The organism is Duganella sp. GW821-FHT07G03, from assembly GCF_059418605.1.
In genome coordinates, this window is the sequence record NZ_JBWKQE010000010.1 from 85,459 (window position 1) to 107,532 (window position 22,074).

Here is a 22,074-nt window from a genome sequence, read left to right on the forward strand (position 1 = left end):
ACAGCTGAAATTCGCTACCGGATCAGAGACCGAGCCCGTTGCCGCCGCGGATCAACGCATCGAGCGCTTGCTGGTCCACCACGGTGTTGGTCCAGCGATTGAAGATCGCCCAGCCGTTGTTGCCCGTCGCCCCATTGTCCCAGTAGAACGGCAGCATGCCGTTGGCTACCGCTTGCCGGCTGGCATAGTTGAGGAAGTACGCGCGCGAGTTCAGGTGCAGCTGCAGATTGGCGTTGCCGGACAGGCCGCTGCGCCGCATCGCTCCGAACTCGCCGATGACCACCGGTATGCCCTGATTGACGAACTTTTGCCGCATCTTGGCGTAGTAGGCGTTCAGGTCGGTTTCCTCGCCCCAGTTGGCATTGTGGGCCGTGTCGGTGGTCGAGTGGTAGGCGCCGCCCCAGTAGAAGAACTGGTTGCCCCAGCTCTGGTCGGCGTCCATCAGCGTGAACTGGTAGGGCGTGTAGTAGTGGACCTCCGCCATCAGGCGGCGCTGCACGCTGTCGCTGGGCATGGTGTTCATCAGGTTGTAGGTGGTGTCGATGTCCGTCTTCGGCCCTTGCACCACCAGCGTCCGGTAAGCGTTCCTGCCGCCGGTCGAGCGCACCGCGTTGATGAAGGTCTGGTGGTAGGACAGCAGGATGGCCATCTGCGTGGCGTCGCCGGCAGGCGGTTCGTTGGCGCTGGCGAGCAGCAGATGCTCGTCGAAGCCGCGCAGGGCGGTGGCGATCTGTTCCCAGTAGGCCTTCTGCTTGGCGTTCACCGAGGCTTGCGCGGAGGCGTTGATGTTGTTGTCGAGCCAGCCTCCGTCCCAATGGATGTTGACGATGACATACAGGCCGTTGTCGACGCAATACTGCACCACCTGCTTGACGCGGGCCAGCCAGGCGTCGCTGATCTTGCCCGTGCTCTGGTTGGCGTACTGGTCCCAGGAGGTGGGCAGGCGCACGGCGGTGAAGCCGCTTTGTTTGATCAGCTGGATCTGCTGCAGCGAGATCGCGGGATTGCCCCAGTTGGTCTCGCCGCCGATCGCTTCCAGCGTATTGCCGATGTTATAGCCGGCCTTGATCCGCGTGGAGAGCGTGACCGCGTCGCTGCTCATGCCGCTGAGGTCGGCGGGTTGCGGGCTGGTGTTGTAGCTGGGGTAGGTGGCGGCCGGCCTGCCGCCCATGCGCATGAGGGCGGCTTGCTTGTCGCCGCCGCCGACGTTGTCCGAGGCGCCGCCGCCACAACCAGTTGCGGCCAGCGCCAGAAGGAAGGTGCTCAGGATGGTATTTGTTCTCAAGACATATCTCCTTATCGTTAAGTGTTATGTTTGTGTTCAAGAACCGGCATTGCATAGACTGGGCTGGCACCTCCTTTCAGATATGGCTTACCACCAGGCCGTGTAGATCGTGGCCAGCAGCACGCAGATCACGGCCGAGCCGAAGGCGAAGGCGCCGTCGACGCGGAACAGGTTGTGGTCGACATGCAGGTGGCGGGTGTTGGCGGCGCGCCGCGCTTCGGCCATCTTGCTGATCACGACCATGCCGGCCACCACGAACCAGAACACGATGAACATGCGGTCGAGGAAGGGAATCTCGTACACGCCGCTGCCGTTGTCCTTGGAGAAGCCGATCGATGCCAGGAACGACAGGTCCATCATCGTCGGCAGGAACTTCAGCAGGATGGAGCCGGCCAGGCCGCCCAGCGTGGCGAACATGGCCGCGCCGGACGTGGTTTTCTTCCAGAAGAAACCCAGCAGGAACATGGCCAGGATGCCGGGCGAGACAAAGCCGGTGTATTCCTGGATGTACTGGAAGCCGCCTTTCTTGTCGATGCCCAGCATCGGCGCGATCAGCACGGCCAGCGCCATCGCCACCACCACGCTGACGCGGCCTATCCACACCATGCGTTGTTCGCTGGTGGTCTTGTTGAACAGTTTGCTGTAGATGTCGAGCGTGAAGATGGTGGCGATGCTGTTGGCCTTGCCGGCCAGCGAAGCGACTACGGCGGCGGTCAGCGCGGCGAAGGCGATGCCCTTCAAGCCCGATGGCAGCAGGCCCAGCAGAATAGGGTAGGCGCGGTCGGGATTGACTTCGCCGCCGACTTTCATGGCGTCGCCCAGCGCGCCGGACTTGTCGAGCGCATACGCGGCGATGCCAGGCAACACCACGATCACCGGCATCAGCAGCTTGAGGAAGGCCGCGAACAGCAGGCCCTTGCGCGCGGTCGGCAGGTCGGCGCCCAGCGCGCGCTGGGTGATGTACTGGTTGCAGCCCCAGTAGTTCAGGTTGACGATCCACATGCCGCCCAGCAGCACCGACAGGCCCGGCAGGTCCATATAGTTCGGGTTGTCGCGCTTGAGCACCATGTCGAAGTGGCCGCGGGCGTGGTTGTACAGCTCGGAGAAGCCTTGCAGCGCGCCATGCTTGCTGCCCAGCGCCGCCACCATGTCGAGCGCCAGCCAGGTCGTGACCAGGCCGCCGACCACCAGGCAGGTGACCTGCACCACGTCGGTGTAGCCGATCACCTTCATGCCGCCCAGCGTGATGATGGCCGCGAACACCGCCAGGAACAGCATGCACGGCAGCAGGGCAATGCCCGACAGGCTGCTGATGGCCAGCGCGCCCAGGTAGAGGATGGACGTCAGGTTGACCACCACGTACAGGCCCAGCCAGAACAGCGCCATCGTGGTGGCGACCGCCTTGCCGTAGCGCTGTTCGAGGAACTGCGGCATGGTGTAGATGCGGTTCTTCAAATAAACCGGCATGAAGAACACGGCCACGATCACCAGCGTGGCGGCGGCCATCAGCTCGTAGACGGCGACGGCCATGCCGATGCGGAAGCCGGAGCCGCTCATGCCGATGAACTGTTCGGCCGAGATGTTGGAGGCGATCAGCGAGGCGCCGATGGCCCACCAGGTCAGCGAGCCCTCCGCCAGGAAGTAGTCATGCGAGGCCTTGCCCGAGCCGGCCTGCTTGCGCCGGTACACCCACAGGCCGTAGCCCGCGACGATGATGAAGTAGACGAGAAAAACGATGGTATCTAGTGCCGAAAAAGTGTTCATGAGGAAGTCGGTATGAAAATTAAGTCTCAAATGCGTTAAGTCTCAAATGCGGACAGTCGCGCGGAAGTCGCTGTCCGTCGTGCCCAGCTGGAGCGGGAAGTTGCTGGCGCTTATTGTGCAGGGGATCTTTGCCGCTGGGGCGCGGTTGTCAAGAATCACTGTGCAGGTTGATGAATTTCATAATTGATACCGGGCGGCGCGGGTTGCAAAATCGCTGCAACCGATCGAAATGAAAAAGGATGACCTGTATGTCCAGCCGCCTGGCCCTGTTGTTGATGACCGCCCTGACCGTTCATGGCGCGATCGCCGCCGATGCGCCCGCCGTCGCGGCCCCGCCGCCGTGCGCCCTGACCGCGGCGCCGCGCGTGGTCGACTACCCGTGGATGTCGATCGCGCGCTGGCGCGGCATGCACGCGGAGCAGGTCGCGCGCGCCGCCGAGGGCGGGGTCGACGTGATGTTCCTCGGCGATTCGCTCACCGAGATGTGGCCGATGCCGGTGTGGGACGCCAATTTCGGCCAGCTCAAGGCGGCCAACTTCGGCATCGGCGGCGACCATACCGGCAACGTGCTGTGGCGCCTGCAGGACCCGGCCATCGCGCGCCTGCAGCCCAGGCTGGTGGTGCTGCTGATCGGCGTGAACAACTTCAATCTGTGTGGCGAAACGCCGGAGCAGGTGTTCGACGGCATCCGCGCCGTGGTCGGCCGGCTGCGCGCGCAGTATCCGGCCGCTCGCATCCTGCTCAACGCCGTGCTGCCGGCCGGCGCCAAACCCGATGAGCCGGTGCGCCAGCGCATCGTCGCGCTCGACAAGATGGTGGCGACGCTGGACGACGGCCAGCACGTCTACTTCCACGATTACGGCGCGCACTTCATCGGCGCCGACGGCACGCTGTCGGCCGTCAACCAGCCGGACTTCCTGCATCTGTCGGAGCAGGGATACCGGATCTGGGCGGCCGCGATGCGGCCCGACATCGAACGCCTGCTCAATCAGCCGCGCCCGGTACAGCCGGTGGTGCTGGCGGCCGACGACGCGCGGTCCTTTGCCGCCGCGCCGGCCGGCTTCGACCAGCCGCGGGCCGGCGTGGCGCAGGGCCGGATCGAGGAGTTCAGCTACGACTCCGGCATCACCGGCACGCGGCGCAAGGCCAACGTCTACCTGCCGGCCGGCTACACCGCGCAGCGGCGCTACCCGGTGCTGTACCTGCTGCACGGCATCGCCGGCAACCACGACGAGTGGCGCGGCTACGTGCATGCCCAAGCCATCCTCGACAACCTGATCGCCGACGGCAAGGCGCTGCCGATGATCGTCGTCATGCCCAACGGCCGCGCCCTGGCCGACGACCGCCCGCCGCCCGCCGAACGCACTTTCACGCCGGCGCACATCGCCGGCTTCACCGCGTTCGAGCGCGAGCTGCCGGAGGTGCTGGTGCCCGCCATCGACGCCAAGTACCCAACCCTGGGCGGCGGGGCGCAACGCGCGATCGCCGGGCTGTCGATGGGCGGCGGCCAGGCGTTGAACATCGGACTCGGCCATCCCGACACCTTTGGCTGGGTCGGCGCCTTCTCGGCGGCGCCCAACCTGAAGGCGGCGGCCGAACTGCTGCCGGAAAGCGGACGCGGCCAGCCGCAATGGCTGTATCTCTCTTGCGGCAGGCAGGACGGGCTGATCGGCGGTTCACAAACCCTGCATCGCTACCTGACGCTGCACGGCATCGCCCACGTCTGGAATGTGGACGAGCACGGCCATGACCGCGAGAGCTGGGCGGACAATCTGTACCACTACGCCCAGCGCCTCTTCCGCCAGGCCACGCCCGGCCCGAACCTCACGGAGTCCCCATGAAGCAGCACTATCAGGTATTGGACGGCCTGCGCGGTACGGCGGCCTTCAGCGTGGTCCTGTTTCACCTGTGGGAATTGCTGGTGCCCAGCCTGGAGCAGCATCCCATGCCGCATACTTTTCTGGCGGTCGATTTCTTCTTCGCCCTGTCCGGCTTTGTACTGGGCCACGCTTACGATGCCCGTCTCGCGCCGCAGGGTGGCGCCGGACAACCGCTGTCGGCAGCCGGCTTCTTCAAGCGGCGCCTGATCCGGCTGCATCCGATGGTGCTGGCCGCGATGGTGATCGGCGTGCTGGTCTATTTGCTCGATCCGTTTGTCGGCGAGGCGCAGCGGGTCGGCGCCAAACTGTCGCTGGGCATGCTGGTGCTGACCTTCTGCCTCAACCTGCTGCTGTTGCCGGCGCCGACCCTGCCCAATTATTTCGGCGAGACCCATTCCGTCAACGGCCCGGCATGGACGTTGTGCCAGGAATACCTCGCCAACCTGCTGTATGTCCTGTATGCCCCGCGCCTGGGGCGCAAAACCCATGTGGCGCTGTGCCTGGCCAGCGCGCTGGCCCTGCTGTTGACGGCCCGGCACTTCGGCAACCTCGGCTACGGCTGGGGGTGGGATCATTTCTGGGTCGCGCCGATCCGGCTGGCCTGCCCATTCCTGCTGGGGCTGCTCGTGTACAGGATGAAGCTGGCGGTCTCGCTGCCGGCGCCCTACCTGCTGTTGTCGCTGCTGCTGGCCGCTGTCTTCTGCATGCCGATGCTGGGCAGCGTCAACTGGTTGTTCGAGGCGGCCTGCGTGACCCTGGTGTTTCCATTCGTGCTGATGGCCGGCGCCGGCACCGCGAACATGGCGGGCCGGGCGGGGCGGATCTGCGCCCTGGCCGGCGAGCTGTCCTACCCGCTGTATATCGTCCACTACCCCTTCATCTATCTTTTTGCGCACTGGAACTGGTCGACTCATCCCGGCAAGCCGCTGCTGGCGGCCGTCGCCGTCGGCCTGTACGGCGGCATGGTCCTGTTGGCCTGGGCGTTGTCGCGATGGTACGACCGGCCGCTGCGGGCCTGGCTGTCGCGCGTGTGCGTCGGAGAGGAGGGCCGGCCGGCGCGGCAGGAGCGGCTTGCCTGATTTTATGAGACGCAATGACGGTTTTCGCCATTGCGCCGCCATCCGCCGGCTCGCACAATGCGCGCAGGCTTTCCCCAATTGATGATGGAACCGATAATGAAGAGACGAGAAATATTGAAGCACCTGGGCGCGGCCATTCCGGCCCTGGCGCTGTCCCCCTATACCCACGCAGCCAAGGCGGCGCCGTTCGGCGGCCACGAGCCCATGGCGCCCGGCCCCTTCAAGGCGGACTGGAATTCGCTGGCGGCCTACCAGACGCCCGATTGGTTCCGCAATGCCAAGTTCGGCATCTGGGCGCACTGGGGCCCGCAATGCGAAGCGGAGTTCGGCGACTGGTACGGTCGCGCCCTGTACGAGGAGGGCAGCGACGCCTACAAGTATCACCTGAAGAAGTACGGCCATCCGTCCGAGGTCGGCTTCAAGGACGTCATCCGTGAATGGAAGGCGGAGCGCTGGGAGCCCGACGCCCTGGTGGCGCTGTACAAGAAGGCCGGCGCGAAATACTTCGTCGCCCTGGCCAACCACCACGACAATCTGGACCTGTACGCCAGCAAGTACCAGCCGCAATGGAACTCCACCAAGATTGGGCCGAAGAAGGACTTGATCGGCGGCTGGGCCAAGGCGGCCCGCAAGCAGGGCCTGCGCTTCGGCGTCAGTGTGCACGCCGCCCACGCCTGGACCTGGTATGAAACGGCGCAGGGCGCCGACAAGAGTGGCCCTTATGCAGGCGTGCCCTACGATGGCCGCCTGGCCAAGGCCGACGGCAAGGGCAAGTGGTGGGAAGGGTTCGATCCGCAGGCGCTGTATGCGCAGAACCATCCGCTGAGCAAGGATGGCGGCGGCGGCGTCGGCGGCGGGCAGTGGCACTGGGGGGACGGCGCGTCCATCCCCGACCAGGCCTACTGCGAAAAGTTCTACGACCGCACCATGGAACTGATCAACAACTACGACCCCGACCTGGTCTACTTCGACGACACCAAGCTGCCGTTGTGGCCGTTCAGCGACGTCGGCTTGCGCCTGACCGCGCACATGTACAACCGCAGCATCGCCAGGAAGGGCAAGCTGGAGGCCGTGGTCAACGGCAAGATCCTCGATGAGCAGCAGCGCAAGACCATGGTCTGGGATATCGAACGCGGCCAGAGCAACGCCATCGAACCGCTGCCGTGGCAAACCTGTACCTGCATCGGCAGCTGGCATTACGACCGCCGCGTCTACGACAACAAATCGTACAAAAGCGCGCAGACGGTGGTCCACACGCTGATCGACGTGGTCAGCAAGAACGGCAACCTGCTGCTCAGCGTGCCGGTGCGCGGCAACGGCAGCATCGATCCGCTGGAGCAGGCCATCGTCGAAGAGATCGGCCGCTGGATGGCGGTCAACAGCGAGGGCATCTACGACAGCCGTCCGTGGTCGGTGTTCGGCGAGGGGCCGGTGATGGAAGAGGCGTCGGCGCCGATGTCGGGCGCGGGCTTCAACGAGGGCAAGAACAAGCCGTTCTCGGCGGCCGACGTGCGTTTCACCGTCAAGGGCGATGCGGTGTATGCCTTCGTCATGGGCTGGCCGGCCGACGGCAAGGCCCTGATCAAGACCATGTGCGCCGGCAGCCCGCACCTGAAGCAGGGCATTGCGCGGGTCGAGCTGGTGGGCAGAAGCCAGTCGCTGGCGTTCCAGCAAACGGTGGACGGCCTGCTGGTGACGCTGCCGGGCGCTGCGCCGGCACTCCCTTATGCGTTCGCGCTGCGGATCATTTAAATATGAGTATGAAATTGAAGAGAAAAATCAGCCTGTTGTCGGCGGCCGTGGCGCTTTGCTGCGGTAGCGTCGGCGCGCAAACCGGCGAGGCTGCGGCGCCTGCGGCCACGCCGTGGATGAACGCGCAGCTGGGCGCGGAGGAACGCGCCCGCCTGGCGGTCGCCGCGATGACGCTGGACGAAAAGCTCAAGCTGGTCTACGGCTACCTGGGCGCCGACATGGAATCGAAAAAGACCACGCGGCCGGCGCCGTCGCACAAGCAGTCGGCCGGCTTCATCTACGGCGTGCCGCGCCTGGGCATTCCCCATCTGTGGGAGACCGATGCCGGCCTGGGCGTTGCCAGCCAGGCCGGCCCGGATGCGCGGCCGGGCACGGCACTGCCATCGGGCCTGAACACGGCCGCCAGCTGGGATCTGCAAACCGCCTACGCGGGCGGCGCCATGATCGGCGCGGAGGCGCGCGCCTACGGCTTCAACGTGTTGCTGGCCGGCGGCGTCAACCTGATGCGCGAGCCGCGCAACGGCCGCAACTTCGAATATGCGGGCGAGGACCCTCTGTTGGCCGGCAAGATCGTCGGCGCGCAGATCAAGGGGATACAGTCGAACCGCGTGGTGTCCACGCTCAAGCACTTTGCCCTGAACGACCAGGAAACCGGCCGCACCACGCTCAACGTAAAGATCGACGACCGCTCGGCGCGCATGTCGGATCTGCTGGCCTTGCAGATAGCGAACGAAGACGGCAATCCGGGATCGGTGATGTGTTCCTACAACCGCGTCAACGGCGCCTATTCGTGCGAGAACAGCTACCTGCTGAACGAGGTGCTGAAGGATGACTGGGGCTTCAAGGGCTGGGTGATGTCGGATTGGGGCGCGGTGCACAGCACGGTGCCGGCCGCCAATGCGGGACTGGATCAGCAATCCGGCATGCCGTTCGACCAGGCCGATTATTTCGGCCCGCCGCTGAAGGAGGCCGTGTTGAACGGCTGGGTGCCGCAGGCGCGCCTGGACGACATGGTGCGCCGCATCCTGCATGCGATGTTCGCGCACGGCGTGGTGGACCACCCGGTGGCGCCGGCGCCGCAGACGATCGACTTCAATGCGCATGCGGCCGTGTCGCGCAAGGATGCGCAGGAGGGCATGGTGCTGCTGAAGAACAGCGCCGGCGCCTTGCCGTTGAAGCCATCCGCCAAACGCATCGCGGTGATCGGCGGTTATGCCGACCGCGGTGTGCTGGCTGGCGGCGGTTCGTCGCTGGTGTATCCGGCCGGCGGCAACGCCGCGCCGGAGCTGGCGCCCAAGAACTGGCCCGGCCCGGTCATGGTCTATCCGTCGTCGCCGCTGAAAGCCATCCAGGCGCGGCTGCCGTCGGCAACGGTGGTGTACAGCGACGGCAGCGACCGCGCCGCAGCGGCCAAGCTGGCGCGCGACAGCGACGTGGTGCTGGTGTTCGCCACCCAATGGACGGGCGAGGGCTTCGACATGCCGAATCTGTCGCTGCCCGACCAGCAGGACGCGCTGATCGCAACGGTGGCGGCGGCCAACGCCAACACGGTTGTGGTGCTGGAGACCGGCGGGCCGGTGACCATGCCGTGGCTGCCCAAGGTGTCGGCCGTGCTGGAGGCGTGGTATCCCGGCAGCGACGGCGGCGAGGCGATTGCCGGCGTGCTGTTCGGCGAGGTCAATCCGTCGGGACATTTGCCGGCCACTTTCCCGGCGTCGGAATCGCAATTGCCGCGTCCGGCGCTGGACGGCTTCCCCGAAGTGGCGGACCGGCGCTTCGATGTCGATTACAGCGAGGGTGCGGCGGTCGGCTACAAGTGGTTCGACCTCAAGGGACTCACGCCCTTGTTCCCGTTCGGCCACGGCTTGTCCTACACGGAGTTTGCTTTCTCGGATCTGGCCGCCAGCGTCAAGGACGGCGTGCTGCGGGCCTCGTTCACGGTGAAGAATGTGGGCAAGGTGGCGGGCAAGCAGGTGGCCCAGCTCTACGTGTCGCCGTTGAAGGTGCGCTGGGAAGCGCCCAAGCGCTTGGCCGGCTTCCAGAAGGTCGAGGTGCAGCCGGGGGCGGGCGTTCAGTCGTCTGTTACCGTCGATCCGCGCTTGCTGGCGGTCTATGACTCCGCATCGAAGACGTGGAAGGTTGCCAAGGGCGATTACAAGCTCGCTCTGGCGTCTAGCGCCGCCGACGACCAGGCCGTCAGCACCGTGGTTCACCTGGAGGCCGCCGTTTATGATGTGAACGGCAAGCCATTGCACAAACGCTCCCGTTAATCGCGGCGAACAAAAAAGGCGCAGACCGCTTGTTTACGCTCAAGAATACCCACGGCATGACGGTGACGATCAGCGAAAGCGGTGCTGCGCTGTGCTCCTGGCGCGCGCCCGACCGCTACGGGCGCATGGCCAACGTGCTGCTGGCGGATCGGGATGCGGCCGCCGCCGAGTTGGTCCCGCCACGCTGGGAAGGCCGTCATGCCGAAGGTGGCGTGTCGCTGCGGCGGTTGACGGCGGATGGCACCGAGCTGCTGCTCAACTACCATCTCGACGATGACGACAAGCTGATCATCAACCATGCGGCCGTGGCGGCGGCGCCGACGCTGTCACTGGCGCAGTCTTCCCCTTGTTTCAACCTCAACAGTGGTGACGCGGATGTCGGCGATCACTTGCTGCAGATCAGCGCCGACTATTATGTGGAGCTCGACGCCGGCGGCATGCCGGCCGGCGTTGCGGTCGTAGGCGGGACGCCGTTCGATTTCCGGCAACCGGCACCGATCGGCACACGCTTGTGCTGGCCCAACAGCCAGCTTCATGTCGCGGGAAAGTTCGACCACTGCTTTTACGTCGGCGACCATTTCTCCGGCGGCCAGGGCGTGTTGCGCGAGGTGGCCCGGGTGATCGATCCCGGCTCGGGACGTCGTCTGCAGGTGTACAGCACCGAGGCAGCCCTGCAGTTCCGCGCCGGCGGCCCGAGTCTGGCGCTGCAGGGCCGGCGCGGCTTCTCTCTTTATGGCCAGCCCCGGCCTGGCCTGTTGAGCCAGGGCTGGCCGCAGCTCATGCTGCGTCCGGGGCAGATCTATCGCCAGACCACCGTCTACCGGCTAACGCTGCAGCGCTAGCCGGCAGCGGCTTGCTTATTTCCCCACCACCTTGACCAGGCCGGGCGCCTGGCGCGACAGTTCGGCGTCGCCGCTGACGGTCAGGCGGCCGGCGCCGTCGTTCCAGTGCAGACGGGCCAGCGTGCCCTTGCCCTTTTCGTAGTCGTAGGACACGCCGTCGTCGTCGTACAACGCAAAATCGCCATCCTTGCCCGGATAGACCTTGATCTCGGCGATGGCCTGGCGGGTCGCGGTCGACTGGATGTCGGCGCCCAGCGGCACAATGGCGCCGGCCCGGACGAACACCGGCATCTGCTCGATCGGCGCGGCCACCTTGATCCAGCGTCCGCCCGCCAGTTTTTCATTGGTCCAGAAGTTGTACCAGTCGCTGCCTGCCGGCAGGTAGACATCCTTTTGGGTCTGGCCCTGCTCGGTGACCGGTGCGACCAGGAACGCCGGGCCGAACATGTACTGGGTGCCGATGTTGGCGACCTGCGGATCGTGCGGGAAATCCATCCACAGCGGACGCATGAAGGGCGCGCCGCTGTCGTAGGTGGCCTTGGCTTGACTGTAGATGTAGGGCATGAGCTGGTAGCGCAGCCGGTCGTAGCGGGCCAGGATGGCTTCGGCCTGGGCGCCGAACTCCCACAGTTCGGTGTGCTTGCGGTCGCCGTGCACGCGCAAGGTCGGCAGGAAGGTGCCGTACTGGAACCAGCGCGTGAACAGTTCCGGATAGTCGTGGTTCTGGCCGACGGTGTCGGTGGCGCCGGCCGGGTCGAGCAGGGGCGCCTTGCTGGACTTGGTGCTTTGCGGCAGCCACTGCCAGCCGCCGATGTCGTTGCCCCAGTAGGCGATGCCGGAGGCCGTCATGTTCAGGCCGGTCGGTATCTGCCGCGACAGCGCTTCCCACGAGGGCTGGATGTCGGACGACCAGAACAGCGCGCCGGTGCGTTGCGCGCCCAGGTAGGCGGCGCGCGACAGGATCAGCGCGCGCTTGTTCGGCTTCCAGGCGCGCATGTTCTCGGCCACGCCTTCAACGTGCAGCAGCGGGTAGACGTTGTGGTAGCGGTCGCCCGAGCCGATCGCATAAAAATAACCGTCCGGCACCAGATCCGGCTCGGTCTCGTCCAGCCACGGATAGTCGAAGCCGTGCGACAGCACGTTGTCGCGCGCGTGCTCCCAGTACCATTTGCGCGCCGCAGGGTTGGTGGCGTCGATCAGCGCGCCGGTGCGGTCGGAGCGCGATGGCAGGCCGTCGACGGTCTTGCCGTCCTTGTCCTTGAGGAAGTAGCCTTTCGTGTCGAGCTCGTTGTAATAACGGCCCGCCGTCTCGAAGCGCGGCCAGATCGAAATGATGGACTGCATGCCGAGGCCGTGCAGCTCCCGGTTCATGGCGTCCGGATCGGGGAACTGGGCCGGATCGATGTCCAGCTGGCCCATGCGGGTCCAGTAGAACCAGTCGACCACCATGATGTCGAGCGGGTACTTTTTCTGGCGATAGGTGTTGGCGACGCGTAGCACTTCCTGCTGGCTGTCGTAGCGCGCCTTGGACTGTATCAGGCCGAACGCGGCCTTGGGCGGGATCGGTGTCCTGCCGGTCACGCGCGCATAGCCGGAATACAGTTCTTCCGGCGTGTTGCCGGTGATGACGAAGAAGCTGACACGCTCGCCCACATTGGACTGGAAGCCGGTGCGGCCGTTGACGCCGGCGATGAAGCGGGTCGCCGACGGGTTGTCCCAGACGATGCCGTAGCCCTTGGACGACACCATGAACGGCACGCACACCGTTTCGCCGGCCGGCGCGTCGTACCAGTGCTTGCAGTCGATGACGCGGCCGCGCAGGTCGAGCGGGCCGGTCGATTCCTGGTTCTGGCCCATGCCGTAGTAATGTTCGTCGGCCGGCGCGCTGAACGAGGCGCCGGTCTGGTAGGTCTTCTCGGTGTTAACGGTTTGCGGCGCCATCTCCCAGCCGGTCATGTCGAGCACCAACTCGCCTTTGGCGTTCTTGACCTGCAGCGCTACCGGCGCCAGTTGCGGCGCGAAATACTTCTCGCCCATGGTCGGCACGCGTGGCGCCGGCGCCGGTGCGACGTGCAGGCTCAGCGCCGACGAGCTGAAGCTGTCGCCGTCCTTGTCGCCGCTGTGGCGGAAGGTGGCGTTGTCGGCGGCGCCGGGCAGGATGCCGTAGCCGGCGCCTTTCAGCGCCTCGGCCTTGTCGGCGGCGATCGTGACGCGGACCACGTTCGGGCCATAGGCCTCGACCGAAACCCAGGCGCCGTTGCGGTCGAGCGTGGCGATCGGCGCGCCTTGGGCGCTTGCGGCGGCGCCGAGCGCGAGCAGGGAAATCGAGACGGCCTGGGCCTTGCGCCGCATGGGCGCGGGGTGATGCTTGATCATGTGTTCTCCTGTATTCGGGATGGATTGCTAGGGAATCAGCTTGCGGTCGCGCAGCCATTCCTCGGCACGCTGCGGCCAGTTCGACGCGGTGCCCTGGCCGGTGCGCATCGCCATGCCATGCCCGCCATGCTCGAACAGCATCATCTCGGCCGGCACGTGGGCGCGGGTCAGGGCCTGGTAGTAGCGGATGCTGTTTTCGACCGGCACCAGGCCGTCGTCCTGGGAATGGATCAGCAACGTGGGCGGGGTGCGCGCGGTGACTTGCTGCTCGACTGACATCAGCTGCACCAGTTGCGCGGACGGGGCCGCGCCGAGCAGGGCGTTGCGCGAGCCGAGGTGGGCGACCGGCGGTTCCATGGCGATGACGGGATACATCAGCATGGCGAAGTCCGGGCGCGCGCTGACGGCGTCAAGCGCATCGCCGCCGCGGCCGGCCGGCTGGTCGAACAGGGTGGCGGCGCTGGCCGCCAGGTGGCCGCCGGCCGAGCTGCCCATGACACCGATGCGGTCGGGCGCCACGCCGTACTGCGCGGCCTGCGAACGCACCAGGCGGATCGCCCGCAACACGTCCTGCAGGGGCGCGGGATGGCCGTAGCCGGACAGCCGGTATTTCAGCACGAAGGCGGTGACGCCCAGGCTGGACAGCCACTGCGCGTACTGATGGCCTTCGCGCGTGAAGGACAGGAATTCGTAACCGCCGCCGGGACAGATGATGACCGCGGTCCGGGCTGCGCGGTCCAGGGAGGCGGGATACACCGTCAGCGTGGGCTGGCTGACGTTGCGGATCTGTTCGCCGTCGAGCCGTTCCGGTCCGGCCGGCGGCCTTGGTTGCGGCCGCGCGTCGGGCGCGCCGTCGGGCCAGAGGGTGACGACCTTGTCTTGGGCGAGGGCGCCGGTCGAGGCCAGGAACAGCAGGGCCAGTATCCACGATCGCATGGGGTTGTTCTCCTTTTGTATTTTTTTGTGCCGGCATTTTTGCGGCGCTCCATGATTGCAGAGCCACCTGGGGATCGCAATTATGAAAATGACCGATCCTGTGTATGATTTGCCGCAATCCCAGCGTGGTTTTTGGCGCGTTGCAGCATGAAAATTTCTTTACAAATTCCTGCATTAGTCTAAAGTCATTGCAAATGATAACGCTATCTTGCAGGCGTTAAGCAGTGCCACTCAAATATGATGCCTATTGCGCTGTGGTTGGCGCAATTGATTATCACTGAAATGTTAGCGCTACCTTACTTGGAGATCTGGATGGAAAGTACCCGTTGGGTAGTGATGGGGGGCAGTGGCTGCGGCAAGAGCACGGTGGGCCAGGCGCTGGCCGGCGCGCTGGCCGTGTCCTACGTCGAGGGCGACCAGTTCCACCCGCCGGCGAACGTGGCCAAGATGTCGGCCGGCATCGCCCTGGACGACGCCGACCGCCACGACTGGCTGCAGACCCTGGCCGGGCAGGTTCACGGCGCACGCCTGCTGAATCAAGGCCTGGTGCTGGGCTGCTCGGCGCTGAAGCGCAAATACCGCGACCAGTTGCGCCTGGCCGATCCGGCGCTGCGCTTCGCCCACCTGAACGGTGCGCGCGAACTGATCGCCGGCCGCTTGCAGGCGCGGGTCGGCCACTACATGCCGCCGTCGCTGCTGGACAGCCAATTGCATGACCTGGAACCGCTGCAGGAGGACGAGGCAGGCGTCACGCTGGACATCGCGGAGGCGCCGGAGACGCTGGTGGGGCATATCCTCGCCAGCAAAATCAGTACTAGATAGTGACCGAATACCGCCTGGCTTGACGGGTCGGGCAGCGTTGCATGCAGTGCGTAGCGGAGCCGTCAGAAATTCCGCGCGTTGACCATAACATCATAAAAATAGTGCAGGAGACTACAATGCGTACACGTAACAAAATCATGAGCCTGGCCGTGGCCAGCGCTTGCTGCTGGATCGCCATGCCAGCCTACGCCCAGCAAGCCGCTGCGGCCGCGCCTGCCGCCCCCGGCGACCAGACCCCGCCCAACGCCGACGCGAATGCCGAGGCCGCGCCGGCGCAGACGGTGGTGACCGTGTCCGGCTCGCGCATCGCCTCGCGCGGCTTCACCCAGCCAACGCCGACCACCGTGCTCAACGCGGACGACCTGGCCAAGAACGCCCAGCCAAACATCTTCAACACCATCGCCGAACTGCCGGCGCTGCAGGGCAGCACCGGCCGCACCACCAGCACCAACAGCACCTCCAGCGGCATCCAGGGCTTGAGCTCGCTGAGCCTGCGCGGCCTGGGCCCGATCCGCACGCTGACCCTGCTGGACGGCCAGCGCGTGGTGGGCGCCAACGTCACCGGCGTGACCGACGTCAGCCAGTTCCCGCAATTGCTGGTCAAGCGCGTCGACGTGGTCACCGGCGGCGCCTCGGCGTCCTACGGTTCGGACGCGATCGGCGGCGTCGTCAACTTCGTCACCGACAAGAAATTCGAAGGCTTCAAGGCCAACGTCGAAGGTGGCCAAACCACCTACCACGACGACCGTAACGGTACTGTGCAAGCGGCCTGGGGCAAGGGCTTCATGGACGACCGCCTGCACGTCGAAGTCAGCGGCGAGTTCGGCCGCGAGAAGGGCATCGACTCGCCCGGTTTCGGCGAAGTCGGCCCCAATGGCCGCAGCTGGTACAAGAACACCGCCTACCAGATCCGCCCGCTGGCGCAGACCAACGACGGCAAGCCGCAATACACCGTCATCGACCACGCCCAGCAATACCAGTACGCCAAGTACGGCCTGATCACCAACGGCCCGCTGCAAGGCACGGCCTTCGGTCCCGGCGGTGCACCCTACCAGTTCAACTACGGTGGCGGCGGCAAGCCGACCGGCACCGGCGCGGTGACCGGCTGCGTCAACCCGTTCTGCGTAGGCGGCGACCTGAGCGGCAGCGTCGGCGCCGGCACCAACCTGGCGATGGACCTGAAACGCCAGGTGGCGTACACCCGCGTCGGCTTCGACATCAATCCCGACCACGAGATCTACCTGACCACCAACTTCGGCAAAGTCGAATCGGTGTTCTCGCCGAATCCCGGCGCGGCCAAGAACGCCAACCTGACGATCCAGTGCGACAACCCGTTCCTGCCGGCGTCCATCGTGGCCGCCTGCGCGGCCAACAAGATCACCAGCTTCCAGTACGGCACGGCCAACGCCGAATTCCCGCACAACATCAACGTCCATCCGACCCGCCAGATGGAGCGCGTGGTGCTTGGCGCCGAAGGCCGCTTCCAGCTGGCCGGCAAGGAATGGTCGTATGACGCCTACGCCGAATATGGCCAGAACAAGACCGACATCATCGTCCACGACATCTCGCTCAATGCGCGCTACAACGCCGCCATCGACGCGGTGCGCGGCCCGAACGGCAACATCGTCTGCCGCAACCCGGTCGCGGCGGCTTCCGGCTGCGTGCCGCTGAACATCATCGGCGACGTGCCGGCCGATCCGGCGGCGATGGCCTACATCGAACCGGGCATGGGCCCGCAACAGCACACCAAGCAAACGCAGCAGGTCGCCAGCTTCAACTTGCACGGCGAACCGTTTGCATCGTGGGCCGGTCCTATCGCCGTGGCGACCGGCGCGGAGTACCGCCGCGAACACTACAGCGTGACCGGCGACCCTTACGGCAACGGCGTCTCCGCGGGCAGCCCGAACACGCCAGACTATCCGGCCGATCCGCTGCTGAACACGGCGGTGGGCAACAACTGGTACGCCGGCAACTATCACAACGCCTCGGGCACCTACGATGTCAAGGAAGCCTATGTCGAGCTGAACGTTCCGATGCTCAAGTCCGCCACCTTCGGCGAGGCCAACCTGAACGTGGCCGACCGCCGCACCAGGTACAGCACCTCCGGCAGCGTGGAAAGCTGGAAGATCGGCGGCAGCTGGAAGACCCCGGTCGACGGCCTGAGCTTTCGCGCGGTGACCTCGAAAGACGTGCGCGCACCGAACTTGAGCGAACTGTACGCGGCCGCCGTGGTGGTGAACAACGTGGTCAGCTACCAGGGCAACACCATTACGGTCCAGCAGCGCACGGTCGGCAACACCAAACTGCGTCCCGAGATCGCCCGCAACACCGTGTTCGGCGCGGTGCTGAACCAGCCGAAGTGGCTGCCTGGCTTCAGCGCCTCGGTCGACTACTTCGACATCAAGGTCGACGGCGTGATCTCGACCCTGTCGGCGCAGCAGGAAGTCGACCTGTGCGTGGCCGGCAACCAGGAAATCTGCTCGGCGATGGTGCTCAACAGCGCCAATAGCACCAACAACTACGTGACGGTGCAGGCGTTCAACCTGGCCTCGCTGCGCAACAAGGGCTACGACGTCGAGGCGGCCTACCGCATGAACCTGAAGGACTTCGGCCTGCCGGGCCGCCTGACCTTCCGCGCGCTGGCCACCCGCACCATCAGCTTCCTGACCGATCCTGGCGTGGTGGGGACGATCCCGTCTGAAGGCGCCGGCAACAATCTGGGCGGCACGCCGAAGTGGAAGGGCCTGGCATCGCAAGCGTGGGACACCGACAAGTTCGGCCTGATGCTGACCGAACGCTGGATCAGCAAAGGCGTCTACAGCAACGAGTTCATCGAGTGCCAGACCAATTGCCCGGTCTCGACCACGATACACCCGACCATCTTCAACAACCAGATGAAGGGCGCGTTCTACGTCGACCTCGGTGGCACCTACAAGGTCAACGCGAAGACCACCGCCTACTTCAAGATCGACAACATCGGCAACGTCGATCCGGCGGCGGCGCCTCAGGCCAACCTGAGCTTCGCCATCAACCCGACGCTGTACGACGTGTTGGGCCGGGTGTACCGCGCTGGCGTGCGTTACAGCTTCTAAGCCATCCTAGGCGATGCGCATGACTAGTCTAACTATGAGTCTCGCCCTGGTGGCCGCGGCTGCGGTTCTGTGCGCGCAGCCGGTCGTCCATGCCGCACAAGCCGCGTCGACGTCCGCCTACCAGGCCATGCCGGACGACCCGCGCGCCGTGAAAGTGCAGGCCAAGGGCGACGGCGTGGCCGACGACACCGACGCCATCCAGCAGGCCGTCACCAGCGCCGCCAACAAAGGTGAGGGCGGTGTGGTGTTCCTGCCATCGGGCCGCTATCGCATTTCCCGTTCAATCCTGGTGCCGCCAGCAGTGCGCCTGTACGGCATCGGCCGGACGCGGCCGGTGTTCGTGCTCGGCGCGCACACGCCGGGCTTCCAGAAGGGCGTCGGCAACATGATCGTGTTCACCGGCGGTGACCAGTACACGGTGGGCAAGGTGCCGGTTCCGGTGGCCAGCGCCGTGCCGTTCAGCGACCAGGTGCGCGACGCCAATTCGTCGACGTTTTATTCGGCGCTCAGCAACGTCGATTTCGAGATCGGCGACGGCAATCCCGCCGCCGCGGCAGTGCGGCTGCGCACGGCGCAGCACTCCTACCTGAGCCATATCGACTTTCATATCGGTTCCGGCCTGGCCGGCATCTACCAGGTCGGCAACGAGAGTTTCGACCTGAAGTTCTATGGCGGACGCTACGGCATCCTGTCCGAAAAGACTTCGCCGGCGTGGCCATACACGCTGATGGATTCAACCTTCGACGGCCAGCGCGATGCCGCCATCCGCGAGCACGAAGCGGGACTCACGCTGATCAACACCAGCATCCGCAACACGCCGGTGGGCATCGAGATCGACCGTGGCTACGGCGACTGGCTGTGGGGCAAGGAGGTGCGCTTCGAGAATGTGTCGAAGGCGGCGGTGGTCATCAGCAACGAGGGCAACGTCTACACGCAGGTCGGCTTTGACCACGCAGTGGCCCGCAACACGCCGGTGTTCGCCCGTTTCCGCGACAGCGGCAAGACCATCGCCGGCGCCGGCTCCGCCTACGCGGTCAAGGAATTTAGCTACGGCCTGGCGTTGCCCGGCCAAGGCAGCAGCGGCCAGTTCGCCACCAGCATCAAGATGGAAGCGCTGAAAGCCTTGCCGGCCGCGCCGCGCCAGGTCATGCGCGCGCTGCCGCCAAGTAGCGAATGGGCCAACGTGCGCGGCTTCGGCGCGCTCGGCGACGGCCAGGCCGACGATACGGCCGCGATCCAGAACGCCATCGACAGCAAGCGCGTGGTGTACCTGCCGCTGGGCTTCTACATCGTCAACGACACCATCCGCATGAAGCCGGACACGGTGCTCGTCGGACTGCATCCAGGCCTGACGCAGCTGGTGCTGCCGAACGGCTCGCCGCTGTACGCCGGCGTCGACGGCCCGAAAGCGCTGCTGGAAAGCGCCAGGGGCGGCGATGCCATGGTCACCGGCTTCGGCCTGGCCACCGGCGAAGTCAACCCGCGCGCGACGGCGCTGCTGTGGAAGGCGGGCGCCGATTCGCTGGTCGACGACATCCGCATCCAGGGCGGCCACGGCACGCGGCTGTACGACGGCACACGGCGCGATCCCTACCAGAAGCGCGCCGACTTCGACCCAACCGCGCACTGGGACCGTCAGTACCCGAGCATCTGGGTGACCGACGGCGGCGGCGGCACCTTCGTCGCCTGCTGGACGCCAAGCACCTTCGCGCAGGCGGGCTTCTACGTATCGAACACCAAGACGCCGGGCAAGGTCTACGAACTGTCGGCCGAACACCACATCCGTGCCGAGATCGTGCTCGATGGCGTGGAGAACTGGGAATTCCTGGCGCCGCAAACCGAAGAGGAGGTGCGCGATGGCATGGACTCGGTGTCGCTGGAGATCCGCAATTCGAAGAATCTGCTGTTCGCCAATTACCATGCCTACCGCGTCACGCGTTCCATCAAGCCTGCGCCATCGGCGGTCAAGTTGAGTAATTCCAGCGGCATCCGCTTCCGCAACGTGCACGTCAACGGCGAGAGCGGCTACGCCACCTGCGACGACAACGGCTGCAACACCTATCTGCGCGTCACCAAGTACCCGTATGAGAACGCGCTGCAGGACGTTACCCGCAAGCTGGAAGTGCGCGAGCGCGAGTTCGCTTCGCTCGATATCGGCGCCGCCGGTCCCGCAGCCGCTGCCGATGCGGGCGTCGGCGCCGGCGTCAAGATCGACAAGCTCGAAGGCGATTTCTATTCGATCGCCGGCGCGGCGGTTAACGCCCAAGGCAAACTCTATTTTGTCGATCGCCGTTTCCAGCGCATCTACAGCTGGTCCAAGGCCGAGGGCCTGCTGGTGGTGCGCGACGCGCCGCTGGACGCCGTCAACCTGGCCTTCGACAAGAGCGGCGCGCTGATGGTGCTGTCCTCGCACGGCGCGGAAGGCACGGTCTACTCGTTCCACCCGGATCAGCCGGCCGGCCCGCTGACACTGACCAAGCCGACGCCGGTCGCCGCCCACGCTGGCGCCCGAACCGTCGTGCCGGTCAACTTCTGGCGGAACGGCGAGTTCCGCGACCAACTGAACCCGGACAACTACGAGTTCACCACGCTGGCTGAAATGTTCGCCCGCGATGTCGCGCTGCCGAAGCAACGCGAGTACGTGTCGCCGGACGGCAGCCTGGTGATGCCGGCCTACCGTGTGTTCCAGCAAGGACCGGCCAATCACCTCGGCCACCGCTTCTCCGACACGCTCGACACGCACGGCCTGGTGGCGGCCGGCGCCAACGGCCGCGTGGTGTTCACCAACGGCTCCGAGAACCGCACCTACAGCGGCGTGATCGGGCAGGGCGGCGGCATCGGCGACTTGAGACAGGTCGCCAACCGGGGCGGCGAGAGCGTAGCCGTGGACAAGGCCGGCAACGTGTATGTCGCCAATGGCCAGGTGTTCGTCTACGCGCCGGACGGCAAGGAAATCGGCCGCATCGATGTGCCGGAACGTCCACTGCAATTGATCTTCGGCGGCGACGGCGACGGTACGCTGTTCATCCTGACTCACCATACCCTTTACGCTGCGAGAGGCTTCAATGTGCATTAACAAATTCGGCCTGGCGCTGCTGCTGCTGTGCGCGCAGGCGGGGGCGCAGCAGACCGTTCAATTGTGGCCCAACGGCGCGCCGGGTTCGGAGCAGCGTCGCAACGAAGCCGAGACCGTGCAGAACACCTACATCAGCAACATCCACGATCCGTCGCTGACCGTGGTCGAGGCCGATCCGCGCCACGCCAACGGCGCCGCTGTGATCGTGGTGCCGGGCGGCGGCCATCGCATGCTGGTGTGGAATAACGAAGGACTGGTGGCGGCCAAGTCGCTGAACCGTTCCGGCGTCACCGCCTTCGTGTTGAAGTATCGGCTCGCGCGCGACCAGGGTTCGACCTACAGCATTGAGAACGATGCGGCTGCCGACCTTCGGCGCGCGGTGCGCTGGGTGAGGGCGCATGCGGCGCAGTACAAGATCGATCCGAACCGGCTCGGAATCATGGGCTTCTCGGCCGGTGGCGAACTGGTGTCGCTGGTGGCCGACAATCCGGTACCTGCACCGGCGGGCACGGCGGACGCCGTTGATAAGCTGAGCGCGCGGCCGGACTTCCAGGTGCTGGTCTATCCCGGTCCGCTGGGCGTGCCGGCCAAGGCCGTGCAGAACGCACCGCCGGCCTTCATCGTTGCGGGATCGTTGGACAAGTGCTGCGCGCCGCCGGCCATCGCCCTGTATCAGCAACTGGTGGCGGCGGGAGTGTCGGCCGAGCTGCACATGTATGCGGAGACCGACCACGCCTTCAACATGGGCCAGCGTTCGGAGCGCCTGTCCGACGTGCACTGGCCGGACCGCCTGGCCGACTGGCTGGCCGACGGCGGTTGGCTGATTCCGCACGGCGGCCAGGCGCCGCAGGGCGTGCCGTCGCCGGCGCGATAGCCTGCTGTTCGAAGCGCTTGCGGATT

At 65.7% G+C, this 22,074-nt stretch carries 13 protein-coding genes; 9 read left to right on the forward strand and 4 right to left on the reverse strand.

Translation table 11 applies throughout. The features are described 5' to 3' along the window. Positions 1 to 22: 22 nt before the first annotated feature. Positions 23 to 1,285: a glycoside hydrolase family 5 protein gene (locus AC07OK_RS15145; RefSeq protein ID WP_494691083.1), complete on the reverse strand. Its 1,263-nt coding sequence runs from the start codon at positions 1,283 to 1,285 to the stop codon at positions 23 to 25. An 87-nt stretch (positions 1,286 to 1,372) separates the two neighbouring features. Beyond that, entirely contained in the window at positions 1,373 to 3,049 is a 1,677-nt protein-coding gene (locus AC07OK_RS15150) for a sodium:solute symporter family transporter (protein WP_494691084.1), read from the reverse strand. A gap of 248 nt (positions 3,050 to 3,297) precedes the next feature. On the opposite strand from AC07OK_RS15150, the gene AC07OK_RS15155 reads away from it, so the two are divergent. From AC07OK_RS15155 to AC07OK_RS15175, 5 genes are all read left to right on the forward strand, one after another. Next, positions 3,298 to 4,890 (forward strand): alpha/beta hydrolase-fold protein, encoded by a 1,593-nt coding sequence (locus AC07OK_RS15155; RefSeq protein ID WP_494691085.1) that lies wholly within the window; start codon positions 3,298 to 3,300, stop codon positions 4,888 to 4,890. Continuing rightward, entirely contained in the window at positions 4,887 to 6,008 is a 1,122-nt protein-coding gene (locus tag AC07OK_RS15160) for an acyltransferase family protein (protein ID WP_494691086.1), read from the forward strand. The genes AC07OK_RS15155 and AC07OK_RS15160 overlap by 4 nt, the downstream gene beginning before the upstream one ends. 96 nt (positions 6,009 to 6,104) lie before the next feature. After that, entirely contained in the window at positions 6,105 to 7,760 is a 1,656-nt protein-coding gene (locus AC07OK_RS15165) for an alpha-L-fucosidase (protein WP_494691087.1), read from the forward strand. An 8-nt stretch (positions 7,761 to 7,768) separates the two neighbouring features. Further along, positions 7,769 to 10,030, forward strand: coding sequence for a glycoside hydrolase family 3 C-terminal domain-containing protein (locus AC07OK_RS15170; protein ID WP_494691187.1), 2,262 nt, complete (start codon positions 7,769 to 7,771; stop codon positions 10,028 to 10,030). 56 nt (positions 10,031 to 10,086) lie between these two features. After that, positions 10,087 to 10,872, forward strand: coding sequence for an aldose epimerase family protein (locus tag AC07OK_RS15175; RefSeq protein ID WP_494691088.1), 786 nt, complete (start codon positions 10,087 to 10,089; stop codon positions 10,870 to 10,872). Between the two features lie 15 nt (positions 10,873 to 10,887). Here the strand turns inward: AC07OK_RS15175 and AC07OK_RS15180 are convergent, their stop codons facing one another. Both AC07OK_RS15180 and AC07OK_RS15185 read right to left on the reverse strand, forming a co-directional pair. Further along, positions 10,888 to 13,248, reverse strand: a complete 2,361-nt coding sequence (locus AC07OK_RS15180) for a glycoside hydrolase family 31 protein (protein ID WP_494691089.1) — start codon at positions 13,246 to 13,248, stop codon at positions 10,888 to 10,890. Positions 13,249 to 13,275: 27 nt separating this feature from the next. Continuing rightward, positions 13,276 to 14,184, reverse strand: a complete 909-nt coding sequence (locus AC07OK_RS15185) for an alpha/beta hydrolase (protein WP_494691090.1) — start codon at positions 14,182 to 14,184, stop codon at positions 13,276 to 13,278. A 312-nt stretch (positions 14,185 to 14,496) separates the two neighbouring features. Between AC07OK_RS15185 and AC07OK_RS15190 the strand changes: the two genes are divergently transcribed. From AC07OK_RS15190 to AC07OK_RS15205, 4 genes are all read left to right on the forward strand, one after another. Further along, positions 14,497 to 15,006, forward strand: coding sequence for a gluconokinase (locus tag AC07OK_RS15190; RefSeq protein ID WP_494691091.1), 510 nt, complete (start codon positions 14,497 to 14,499; stop codon positions 15,004 to 15,006). A gap of 116 nt (positions 15,007 to 15,122) precedes the next feature. After that, entirely contained in the window at positions 15,123 to 18,098 is a 2,976-nt protein-coding gene (locus AC07OK_RS15195; RefSeq protein ID WP_494691092.1) for a TonB-dependent receptor plug domain-containing protein, read from the forward strand. A 19-nt stretch (positions 18,099 to 18,117) separates the two neighbouring features. Beyond that, on the forward strand, positions 18,118 to 21,174 hold the full coding sequence (locus tag AC07OK_RS15200; RefSeq protein ID WP_494691093.1) for a glycosyl hydrolase family 28-related protein: 3,057 nt from the start codon (positions 18,118 to 18,120) through the stop codon (positions 21,172 to 21,174). Continuing rightward, positions 21,164 to 22,048: an alpha/beta hydrolase gene (locus tag AC07OK_RS15205; protein WP_494691094.1), complete on the forward strand. Its 885-nt coding sequence runs from the start codon at positions 21,164 to 21,166 to the stop codon at positions 22,046 to 22,048. Before AC07OK_RS15200 ends, AC07OK_RS15205 begins: the two co-directional genes overlap by 11 nt. Positions 22,049 to 22,074 lie beyond the last annotated feature (26 nt).